The following is a 12,024-nucleotide window of genomic DNA, read 5'->3' as shown; positions in this document are numbered from 1 at the left end:
CCGAAGGAATTATAGTATATTTGCAGAATAAACTAATAGTATCACAACGTAATAAACTAACAGATACACATCATAATAAACTAACAGTTGCACATTGAGATGTACTAAAGCAATGGTGAGCATTAAAAATAGAATAAAAATATGGCAGCAATTCAGGAAAAACTCGCGGAATCGTTGACGATATTACAAAATTTGCAAAACGAGAGTGGCTTTGCAATCGTAAAGTCTTCGGAAATTTCAAGAACTCACATGGAGAGATTGGTTTCCAATAGCTTTCTTCAAGAGGTGATGAAAGGATGGTATATTTCTGCCCGTCCAGACAGTGTTCCCGGTGACACTACGAATTGGTACACTTCATATTGGTATTTCATTACAGCGTATTGCAATTCACGTTTTGGCAAAGATTGGTGTTTAACGCCCGATCATTCTTTATCCATATATAGTGGTAATTGGATTGTTCCAACGCAGGTTATTATCCGTTCCCCCAAAGGAGCGAATAATGTGGTGAAACTTATGCATAAGACATCACTACTGGATATTAAAGTATCAGTAGCCAATTCAATTTATACAGAACCACGATTTGGCATAAATCTTTACTCTTTGCCGGAGGCATTGATAGAATGCAGCCCTGATTTTTTCAAATCAGATAGTATTACCGCACGTACGTGCTTATCGTTAATTGCAGATGCCTCGGATTTATTGACTATTCTATTAGAGAAAGGACAAAGTACAAAGGCTGGGCGACTTGCCGGAGCCTTCCGCAATATAGGACACACGGTAGTAGCTAATGAAATTGTTAGCACAATGAAAAGTCTTGGATACGATATTCGTGAAGAAGATCCATTTGAAGATAAAACAACCATTTCCTATTCTCGTGAAACATCACCTTATGTTGCCCGATTAAAACTTATGTGGAATAATATGCGCGAAGCTGTGATAGCTAATTTCCCTGAGACAAATAATGTATATACTGATATTGATGCTTGCATGAATGATATTGAAGCTCAATATAAATTGGATGCATACCACTCCCTTTCCATTGAAGGCTATCGGGTAACGGACGAGCTCATAGAGAAAGTAAAAAGTGGGAATTGGCAACCGGATGCCAATTCCAATGATGCGGAACAAAAAAATGCAATGGCTGCCCGTGGTTACTATCAGGCTTTTGAATCGGTAAAAAGTAGCATAAAAAGTATACTGGAAGGCAAAAGTGCAGGAGAGGTTATTGACAACGATCACAGAGCATGGTATCGAGAGCTTTTTGCACCAAGTGTTACTGCCGGAATCTTAAAGCCGTCCGATCTGGCCGGATATCGTACCGGGCAAGTTTATATTCGTGGTTCACAGCATACGCCTCTAAACCCGGAAGCAGTGCGAGATGCAATGCCTGTCCTTTTCGAATTACTTAAAGAAGAAGCGGACGCTCGTGTTCGTGCAGTATTAGGTCATTTCATATTTGTATACATACATCCTTACATGGATGGAAACGGAAGAATGGGACGGTTTTTGATGAATGCCATGCTAATATCCGGTGGATACAGTTGGGCAATAGTCCCCGTTGAAAGACGCCAAGAATACATGAAAGCCATAGAAAAAGGAAGTGTTAATGGAGATATTACCGGCTTCACATTATTTATTGCTTCATTAGCATCTCATCCCACCCCCCTGTCAAACTAAACCCGTCGAAGCATCTCATCCCACCCCATTGTCATGTTGAGCTTGTCGAAACATCTCATCCCATCAGACTATTCTTAACCGAAGCTCCATGCAGAGATCTCTCCACTCCGGTCGAGATGACAGGGAGGGAGGTCGGGTCGACAAAGAGGAACGGTTCTTTCCCCCATTGTCATGCTGAGCCTGTCGAAGCATCTCACCGCGTCAGACTATTCTTAACCGAAGCTCCATGCAGAGATCTCTCCACTCCGGTCGAGATGACAGGGAGGGGTAGTCGGGTCGACAAAGAGGGCGGTCGGGCTGACAAGGAGGAACGGTTCCTTTCCCACTGTCATGCTGAGCCTGTCGAAGCATCTCATCCCATCAGACTATTCTTAACCGAAGCTCCATGCAGAGATCTCTCCACTTCGGTCGAGATGACAAGGAAGGGTGGTCGGGTCGACAAAGAGGAACGGTTCTTTCCCCCATTGTCATGCTGAGCCTGTCGAAGCATCTCACCGCGTCTGACTATTCTTAACCGAAGCTCCATGCAGAGATCTCTCCACTCCGGTCGAGATGACAAAAGAGGGGCGGTCGGGTCGACAAAGAGGAACGGTTCTTTCCCCCATTGTCATGCTGAGCCTGTCGAAGCATCTCATCCCATCTGACTATTCTTAACCGAAGCTCCATGCAGAGATCTCTCCACTTCGGTCGAGATGACAAAAGAGGGGTGGTCGGGTCGACAAAGAAGGGTAGTTGGGTTGACAGGGAAGGGAGGTCGGGTTGACAGGAAAGGGCGGTTCTTATCCAGAAAAGAGCGCGATGCCGCGAAAAGCGGCGAGCCGTGAAAAAACCGGCCTCATTGGATGAGCGTTAAGAAAAACACGGAGCGAGAGCGTTAAAAACAAATCGTTGTTTGAGCGCAGCGAGTTTTCGATTTGTTTAGCGAAAGCGCAGTGTTTTTTAGCGAAGGAAGTGCAGCCTTGATCTTTTTTGCTTCGTTTTTTGGATCAAGCCAAAAAATGATGTGGGGTCACAGGGGTGAAACCCCTTAAAACCCTGTCCCATCCCCTGTCATGCTGAGCCTGTCGAAGCATCTCATCCCAACCAACTGTCATGCTGAGCCTGTCGAAGCATCTCATCCCAACCAACTGTCATGCTGAGCCTGTCGAAGCATCCCATCCCATCAGACTATTCTTTAACGAAGCTCCATGCAGAGATCTCTCCACTTCGGTCGAGATGACAGGGAAGGGAGGTCGGGTTTAAAAAAGAGGATAGTCGGGATGACAGAGAAGGGTGGTCGTGTCGACAAAGAAGGGTGGTCGGGTTGAAAGGGGGGAACGGTCCTTCCCCTTGTCATGCTGAGCCTTTTGGGGATCAAGCCAAAATGACGTGGGATAGCAGGGGTGAAACCCCTTAAAACCCTGTCCCAAACCCGGAAAAAAGAGCCTGTTTAATCTACCGGTTTTGCTTCTTTGGCCAGTTTCTTATTTAATAAAAAGAAGAGGGAAAAAGTAATTACGGCAAAAAAGAAATAACCGAGCAAATGCTCACTCTTAATATCACCGGTGATAAATTCATTATAATTATTTTCCGGATTCATATTCCGGGTAGCAACAACAGCAACCGCATTGTTGATGAAATGCGCGAGTATAGGAAGCCATATACTTTTGCTCCAATATAAAAGATAACCTAAATAAGCCCCCAGAATCATACGCGGGATGAAACCGTAAAACTGCATGTGTATCGCGCTGAATACGATTGCTGCAAACCAGATAACAACATGATGGTTCTTTGTCCATTTTTCGATGATTCTTTGAATAGCTCCCCTGAAAAGAATCTCTTCGGTCAATGCGGCAAGCAGTGCCATCACTACGAGATTGGCTATAAACGCACCTCTGCTTTTATCTTGAATCAAAAGATTAACAATACCCTCCATTTCGGCTTCCTTCGCTTTCATCCATAACTCTACAGACTCTAAAAAAGGCGGCAATACTAATTGCTTATTAAGCAGGGCGGTCATATTTATTGTTGGTCCGAGTAAAAATAAACTTACAAAAACCAACAAACACACCTTTGCCGAGGGAAATTTAGTTAATGAAAGATATTCGAGTGGCGATTCGCTGCAAAACCAGGCCAAGGCAAGCGCAGGCAATAAAAAAGAAAACACGACGGAAACAGACTGGATCAGTCTCAAATAGCCCGGATCTTGCAAAGAACCGACAACGTCTGCCTTAATAAAAAAAACAACACTCAGGAGGGAAATGATCAGTAAACCTGCTATAATTAAGAAAAACAGTAACCACAACTGAGTCAGTCCGGACTTGTTTGAAAAGGAAGCTTTTAATCTCATTTTGTTTTTTCGCTGGTATTTGTTTCTGTAAAAAAAAACTCCCACCAAATGCTCGGCGGAAGTTCTTTATTTCTTCTAAACAATAAGAAGTACGGTAGCTTACGCTTTAGGTCTAGCTTCTTTAACAACCATCTGGCGACCTTCGTATTCAGCTTCGTTCAACTCTTCGATCGCTTTTTTAGCGTCTTCGTCGTTAGCCATTTCTACGAAAGCAAATCCTTTAGATCTTCCGGTTTCACGATCCTTGATGATTTTTACTGAGTCTACTGCTCCGTATTCTTCCATCACTTGTTTCAAATCCTCTTCCCGAACACGATAATTCAGGTTTCCAATGTAAATGTTCATAAAAATAAAAGTAATTAAAAATAAAAATTGTTGTTTCAATGAAAAGTGGTAAACCGGAATTTCGTAACAGTGATAGATAAATCGACAAGAGATATTGAAGAAATAAAAAACATTGTTAGGTACGTTCAAGGTAAATTGCCTTTCACGCTACAAAGGAATATATTTATTTTTGAATAGCAAGTTTTTAGCTTAATAAAATATGCGCGTAATAGTTTTTAAGTAAACAATTTGCGTTATTAAAAGAATAAGTCTAATTTTGCACCCTGAAAAAATGTGAAGGATAAAACAAATTAAATAAAACGTTCAGAATGAATATTTCACTTCAAAATAATGATGCTGATAATAGCGGTATCCTGAAAATAGAAATAGTGAAGGCCGATTACGCAGAAAAATTAGAAAAAAGTATGCGTAATTTTCGTCAGAAAGTAGCACTTCCGGGTTTTCGTAAAGGTATGGTTCCACTGGGAATGGTGAAGAAAATGCATGGAACTCAGTTGTTGGTTGAAGAGATCAACCGACTGGTTTCTGATAGCCTGTTTGATTACATACGGGACAATAAGCTGAATATACTTGGCGAACCGATGCCGAATGAAACTGAACAAAAAGAGCTGAACTTCGTTACACAGGAAGATTTTGAATTTTCTTTTGACTTAGCGTTTGCTCCTGAAATAAAAATCACCTTGAACAAAAGAGATAAGTTGACTTCTTATAAAGTACTTATCGATGATGAGATGGTGAACGAACAAGTTGAATCATATCGTTCGAATTTCGGGCAATATGACGAAGTAGATGATACAATCGTAGAAAAAGATTTGCTTAAGGGAACTTTGGCTGAACTGGAAAACGGAGCGGTTAAAGAAGGTGGCATTGTGGTGGAAGAAGCCGTGTTGATGCCTTTCTACCTTAAAGATGAAGCGGAAAAAGCGAAATTTCTTGAAGCAAAGAAAAACAGTGTAGTGATTTTCAATCCTAAGAAGGCTTATGAAGGCGCAAATGCTGAAATAGCTTCATTATTGAAGATTGAAAAAGATAAGGCGGAAGAAATTACGGCTGATTTCAGCTTTGAAATAGAGGAAATTACCCGTCATAACCTTGCTGAATTGAACCAGGAGCTTTTTGATAAAGCATTAGGTGAAGGTGCTGTGAGCAATGAAGAAGAATTCCGTGCTAAGATAAAAAGTATTTTGGCTGAACAATTCGAGCCACAGGAAAACTACAAGTTTTTGACTGACGCCCGCGAACTGTTGGTTAAAAAAGCAGGAGACCCTGCATTTGCCGATAGCATATTGAAACGTTGGTTGTTGGAAACAAACAAAAAACAATCTGCGGAAACGCTGGATGAAGAGTTTCCTAAACTGATTGAAGACCTGAAATATCAGTTAGTGAAAGAGTCGTTGGTGAAAGAACACGACATCAAAGTAGAAGATGCCGATATCGAAGCTTTTGCTGTACGCATAGCTAAATCTCAATTTGCACAATATGGCATGCTGTCCGTTCCTGAAGATGTATTGGGCGGTTATGTTAAAGATATGCTTAAAAACAAACAGACATTGCAAAACATCATCGACCGTGTGGTTGAGGAAAAATTGTCTGACGTATTAAAGGGTCTTGTGAAAATTGAAGTAAATGAGGTATCTGTAGAAGAGTTTAATAAGCTCTTCGCATAAAGAAATCCAATCTTTGCAGCAGGTTAACCTGTTGTGTGTAAGTGAAAAAGGGGAATTCTCTGTGAAAAACTCTTGACGATAAAAGATAAGTTTGTTTCTTTCAGAAATTTATTTATAACTTTGTTTTATTGTTAAGAAAAAGAGGGTTCCCTTTTTTGTGTCTTTAAAATTACAGAAGAATAGAATTATGGAAGATTTCAGAAAATATGCTACGAAGCATTTAAGGATGAGCGGTACTGCTCTTGATAGTTACATGAACATCAGTAGCAGCTATATTTCTCCTACAATTATAGAAGAGCGTCAGTTGAACGTGGCGCAAATGGATGTGTTCTCACGTTTGATGATGGATCGTATCATTTTCCTTGGAACACAAATTGATGATTACACAGCTAATGTGATTCAGGCTCAATTGCTTTATCTTGATTCAAGCGATCCGGGCAAAGATATTTCGATTTACATCAATTCTCCGGGTGGTTCGGTGTATGCCGGTTATGGTATATACGATACGATGCAGTTTATCGGAAGCAATGTGTCTACCATCTGTACAGGAATCGCGGCATCTATGGCCTCTGTCTTGTTGGTTGCAGGAACGAAAGGCAAACGATTCGCTTTACAACATTCCCGTGTGATGATACACCAGCCTTTAGGCGGCACCCAGGGGCAAGCTTCAGATATTGAAATTGCAGCTCGTGAGATATTGAAGGTAAAAAAAGAACTTTATACGATCATTGCAGATCATTCCGGAAAATCTTTTGAAGAAGTGGAGAAAGACAGTGACAGAGATTACTGGATGACTTCGGAAGAGGCTAAAGCGTATGGAATGATTGATGATATATTGACCCGAAAGTAATTCATGTTTTAATTTTATTAGAGGATATATATGGCCAGAACAGGCGAATCGTGTACCTTTTGCGGTAGAAATAGCAAGGATGTAAATTTATTGATAAATGGTATATCCGGTGCTATATGTGATGACTGTGTGCAACAGGCTTATGAGATAGTAAAGGAGCAGACAGTGTCTAAAAAGAATCCGTTAGGTATTACACAAAAAGATCTCCCCAAACCAAAGGATATAAAGATTTTTCTTGATCAATACGTTATTGGACAGGATGATGCGAAACGATATTTATCGGTTTCCGTATATAACCATTACAAACGTTTGCTTCAGCGAATCACAAAAGATGATGTTGAAATTGAAAAATCCAATATCATTATGGTTGGAGCAACCGGTACGGGAAAAACGTTACTGGCACGTACGATTGCAAAACTATTGCAAGTGCCGTTTGCTATTGTTGACGCGACTGTGTTGACGGAAGCCGGATATGTTGGTGAAGACATTGAAAGTATCCTGACCCGATTGCTACAGGCGTCTGATTACGATGTGGATTCGGCCCAGCGTGGCATTGTTTTTATCGACGAAATCGATAAAATAGCCCGTAAAAGCGATAACCCTTCCATTACGCGGGATGTAAGTGGAGAAGGCGTTCAACAGGGATTGCTCAAATTGTTGGAAGGTTCGATCGTGAATGTGCCTCCTCAGGGTGGCAGAAAGCATCCTGATCAGAAAATGATAGCGATTGACACCAAGAATATTTTGTTTATCTGTGGTGGTGCGTTTGACGGGATAGAGAAGAAAATAGCCCAACGTTTGAATACACGGGTGGTAGGCTACTCCGCGAATAAAGAAGTAAGTGCCCTCGACAGGAATAATTTATTGAAATATATTACTCCGACAGATTTAAAATCTTTTGGACTAATTCCCGAAATAATTGGTCGTTTGCCAATTCTTACTTACCTTAACCCCCTTGATAGGTCTACTTTACGGAATATATTAACAGAACCTAAAAATTCGATCGTAAAGCAATATCTGAAATTGTTTGAAATGGATGGAATTGAATTGTCTTTTGATGAAAACGTCTATGAATATATCGTGGATAAGGCTATGGAATTTAAACTGGGAGCACGTGGTCTTCGATCAATTGTGGAAGCAATAATGATGGATGCTATGTTTGCCATGCCATCCGGAAAAACTAAAAAGCTTCACGTCTCTTTGGAATACGCGAAGGAAAAATTCGAAAAATCGGATGTAAGCCGTTTACAGACCGCTTAGAGATTGTAAAGAGAGAAAATAACCAAATATGGCAAAGAAGGATATGTTAACTGAGGCTTTGAAGACTCATTTTGGCTTTGGTACCTTTAAAGGGACTCAAAAGGCTATTATTCAAAATGTCTTAGACGGGAAAGATACCTTTGTCTTAATGCCTACCGGAGGTGGGAAATCCCTGTGTTATCAATTACCCTCCCTGCTTATGGAGGGTACAGCTATTGTTGTATCTCCGTTGATTGCCCTGATGAAAAATCAGGTAGACGCGATGCGTAACTTCAGTGAAGAAGACGGGGTGGCACATTTTATTAATTCGTCGTTGAATAAAACCGCGATCGAACAAGTGAAAAGTGATATAATCAGTGGACGAACAAAACTGTTGTATGTAGCTCCGGAGTCACTGACAAAAGAAGAAAATGTAGATTTCCTTCGTCAGGTAAATATTTCTTTCTATGCGGTTGACGAAGCGCATTGTATTTCAGAATGGGGACATGATTTCCGGCCTGAGTACAGACGAATCCGTCCGATAATCAATGGTATAGGTAAACGCCCGGTGATTGCTTTGACTGCTACGGCAACACCTAAAGTGCAACATGATATCCAAAAAAACCTGGGAATGAGTGACGCGACAGTCTTTAAGTCGTCCTTTAACCGGGCTAATCTCTATTACGAAATTAGACAGAAAGACACGAATGTTGATCGTGAAATAATTAAATATATTAAGGCGAATGAAGGAAAATCAGGAATAATCTACTGTTTGAGTCGTAAAAAAGTAGAAGAATTTGCTGATATCCTCCTGGCCAACGGTATTAGAGCGCTATCCTATCATGCCGGAATGGATTCTATGACGAGAACGGCAAATCAGGATGCTTTTCTGATGGAAAAGGCAGACGTTATTGTGGCGACCATCGCTTTTGGAATGGGCATTGATAAGCCGGATGTACGTTATGTTATTCATTATGATATCCCAAAGAGTCTGGAAGGCTACTATCAGGAAACAGGGCGTGCCGGGCGAGATGGAGGAGAAGGACAATGTCTGGCCTTTTACGCTTATAAAGACTTGCAGAAATTAGAAAAATTCATGCAGGGAAAACCTGTCGCAGAGCAGGAAATAGGCAGGCAGTTACTATTGGAAACTGCCGCATACGCAGAAACCGCTGTGTGTCGCAGAAAGGTTTTGCTGCATTATTTTGGAGAAGAATATTTAGAAGAGAATTGTGGTTGTTGTGATAATTGTTTGAACCCTAAAAAACAAGTGGAAGCAAAAGAATTATTAAGCGCAGTATTAGAAGTTATCAGCGCGTTAAAAGAAAAAATTAAAACCGAGTATGTTGTTAATATCCTGGTGGGTAATGAAACGGCAGAAATACAGTCTTTTAAACATAATGAACTCGAACTTTTCGGTTCGGGGCAGGACGAAGACGAGAAAACCTGGAATGCTGTAATACGGCAAGCCCTGATTGGTGGTTATCTTGAAAAAGACATCGAGAACTACGGACTGTTGAAAATTACTAAAAAAGGACAAGGATTTATGACAAATCCTGTTTCTTTTAAAATCATTAAAGATAATGAGTTTGAGGAGGAAGAAGAAGAAACGCAAGTAAGAGGAGGTGGCACTTGTGCTGTGGATCCGATCTTGTATTCCATGATGAAAGATTTGCGTAAGAAATTATCCAAACGTCTGGAAGTACCTCCTTTTGTAATCTTCCAGGATATTTCATTGGAAGCAATGGCGACGACTTATCCGGTTACATTGGACGAACTGCAAAATATCCCGGGTGTTGGTGCCGGAAAGGCCAAACGTTACGGAATGGAGTTTATCACATTGATCAAAAAACACGTTGAAGAGAATGAAATTGAACGACCGGAGGATCTACGCGTACGAACAGTCGCAAACAAATCAAAACTGAAAGTCTGGATTGTTCAGAGTATCGACCGCAAGGTGGCCTTAGATGATATCGCACTGACTAAAGGACTGGAGTTTCCGGAACTGCTGGACGAAGTAGAGGCTATTGTTTATTCCGGTACGCGCATCAATATCGATTATTTCTTGAATGACGTAGTAGATGAGGATCACATAGAGGATATCTATGAATACTTTAAGGATTCTGAAACAGATGGGCTGGAGGATGCTATCGAGGAACTCGGAGGTGACTATACGGAAGAGGAAATACGTTTGGTCCGAATTAAATTCTTGTCGGAAATGGCCAACTGATGATTATAAAAAACGCTAAATATAAAGGATTATATACTTTTTGGAGTTATAGAACGTTTTATATTTTATGTTATTTATAAATGGAATATCAAAAATGGAAAAAGGATTCAGAATGAGACGTTTGTTGTTGTTGAGTTTTATTGTGCCTTTCTTTTGTAATGCTCAGATAAGTTCAGACTCTGTGATTATGACTGTTGCCGGGAAAGAGATCTCTTTGGCGGAATTTGAATATATGGCAACAAAGAACAATGAAGTAGACTTAACCAATAAAAAATCACTGAATGCTTACGTGGATTTGTTTAAAAACTTCAAACTGAAAGTTGCCGACGCGGAAAACTTAGGGTTGGATAATACGAATTCATTCCAGTCGGAATATAGAAAATACAAAGCAGAGCTGACCGAAAGTTATATGAATGATCAGCAAGGTCAGGATGCTGTAACAAAAATGATATACGACAGAGGCGATCGGGTGCTGAGTTTACGTTATATCCTTTTCGCGTTTCCGGGAGTAGTCGTTTCTAAAGATACATTAGCTGTTTATCAGAAAGCCTATAGCGCCTATGAACGAATTAAAGCAGGTGAAGACTTTGATAAAGTGGCGGAGCGAGTTGTTAAAGAAGACAGCACCTCGCAACTTGTGTTCAGTGGTAAAAACGAATCGCTGCTTCCCTTGAAAGCGCTGAAAGCTTTTGATAATGTAGCGTGGAATATGAAGGAAGGAGAACTGTCTATTCCTTTTCGTACGTCGGCCGGATATTATTTAATCAAATTAGATAAACATAAGCCAAACCAAGGACAGGTAAGGGTGGCTCATATACTTTTTCGTGTAAACGACAGTGAAAATGAAGAACTGTCTTCCGAAAAACTTAAATTGGCCAATGAGGTTCGGGAAAGATTGTTGTCCGGTGAAAGTTTTGAGGAGTTAGCGAAGGAGTTTTCCGAAGATGAAGGAAATGCAGGAAAAGGTGGCGTTTTACCATTTTTCTCACACGGCGTTATGGTTCCTGAATTTGAACTGGCTGCATTTAACTTAAAAGAAAAAGGAGCTATTTCATCACCAGTAAAAACAGCTTTTGGATATCATCTGATTAAATTGATCGATAAAAAGCCCCGGTCTTCTTATGAAGAAGAGAAAGACAGAATCGCTTCTGTTATGAGAAAAGACGAATGGAATTTTGAATTCTATAATTCTTTTGATACTCGTCTTAAAAAGGAGTATGGATATACATTTTATCCGGAAGCTTATGCAAAATTAGAACGCGTATGTGATAGCTATTTTCCCACAGACTCCATGTTCTTTAAGCAGTTGAAAGACGAACAGGATACATTGGCTATTATCAATAACCGGGTTATTGATTTAACGGAATTTTGCTATTATCTGTACCGCAATCCCTTTTCAACGAAAACGTATTCCAAGGATTTTATGCAGGAAGTATATGATTTGTTTTTAAGAGATGTTGTTAAAACGCATGAACGTGAAAACTTAGAGACAAAACATCCGGAATACCTTCATCTGCTGCAAGAATACCGGGATGGTATCTTATTGTTTGAAGTGAGCAATGCCCGTGTGTGGCAGAAACCTATCGAAGAACAGCCGGAACTGGAACGAAAGTGGATGGCGGAAATCCAGAAGAAATATCCGGTGGTGGTTAACACTAAATTATTGAAAAAGATAAAGAAACATTAA

General features: G+C 40.5%; 8 protein-coding genes. 6 read left to right on the top strand and 2 right to left on the bottom strand.

The window, feature by feature from the left end:
• Positions 1 to 141: 141 nt before the first annotated feature.
• Positions 142 to 1,677, top strand: coding sequence for a Fic family protein (locus tag B9Y81_RS02515; protein WP_085535409.1), 1,536 nt, complete (start codon positions 142 to 144; stop codon positions 1,675 to 1,677).
• 1,429 nt (positions 1,678 to 3,106) lie between these two features.
• Here B9Y81_RS02515 and B9Y81_RS02510 read toward each other — a convergent pair.
• On the bottom strand, positions 3,107 to 4,006 hold the full coding sequence (locus tag B9Y81_RS02510; RefSeq protein WP_085535408.1) for a CPBP family intramembrane glutamic endopeptidase: 900 nt from the start codon (positions 4,004 to 4,006) through the stop codon (positions 3,107 to 3,109).
• 99 nt (positions 4,007 to 4,105) lie between these two features.
• Positions 4,106 to 4,351, bottom strand: a complete 246-nt coding sequence (locus tag B9Y81_RS02505) for an RNA recognition motif domain-containing protein (RefSeq protein ID WP_085535407.1) — start codon at positions 4,349 to 4,351, stop codon at positions 4,106 to 4,108.
• 308 nt (positions 4,352 to 4,659) lie between these two features.
• On the opposite strand from B9Y81_RS02505, the gene tig reads away from it, so the two are divergent.
• From tig to B9Y81_RS02480, 5 genes are all read left to right on the top strand, one after another.
• Positions 4,660 to 6,018, top strand: a complete 1,359-nt coding sequence (gene tig / locus B9Y81_RS02500) for a trigger factor (RefSeq protein ID WP_085535406.1) — start codon at positions 4,660 to 4,662, stop codon at positions 6,016 to 6,018.
• 187 nt (positions 6,019 to 6,205) lie between these two features.
• The gene (gene clpP / locus B9Y81_RS02495; RefSeq protein WP_085535405.1) at positions 6,206 to 6,868 is read left to right on the top strand and encodes an ATP-dependent Clp endopeptidase proteolytic subunit ClpP; all 663 of its coding nucleotides are present in this window, start codon (positions 6,206 to 6,208) and stop codon (positions 6,866 to 6,868) included.
• A 30-nt stretch (positions 6,869 to 6,898) separates the two neighbouring features.
• Positions 6,899 to 8,128: an ATP-dependent Clp protease ATP-binding subunit ClpX gene (gene clpX / locus B9Y81_RS02490; RefSeq protein ID WP_085535404.1), complete on the top strand. Its 1,230-nt coding sequence runs from the start codon at positions 6,899 to 6,901 to the stop codon at positions 8,126 to 8,128.
• Between the two features lie 28 nt (positions 8,129 to 8,156).
• Positions 8,157 to 10,337 carry a DNA helicase RecQ gene (gene recQ, locus B9Y81_RS02485; RefSeq protein WP_085535403.1) on the top strand — a complete coding sequence of 727 codons (2,181 nt, stop codon included), beginning with the start codon at positions 8,157 to 8,159 and terminating at the stop codon, positions 10,335 to 10,337.
• A 94-nt stretch (positions 10,338 to 10,431) separates the two neighbouring features.
• On the top strand, positions 10,432 to 12,024 hold the full coding sequence (locus B9Y81_RS02480) for a peptidylprolyl isomerase (RefSeq protein ID WP_085535402.1): 1,593 nt from the start codon (positions 10,432 to 10,434) through the stop codon (positions 12,022 to 12,024).

The organism is Massilibacteroides vaginae (genome assembly GCF_900178525.1).
GTDB lineage: Bacteria > Bacteroidota > Bacteroidia > Bacteroidales > Tannerellaceae > Massilibacteroides > Massilibacteroides vaginae.
The sequence above is the reverse complement of the archived record's forward strand: the minus strand, read 5'-3'. Positions and strand labels throughout refer to the sequence as shown.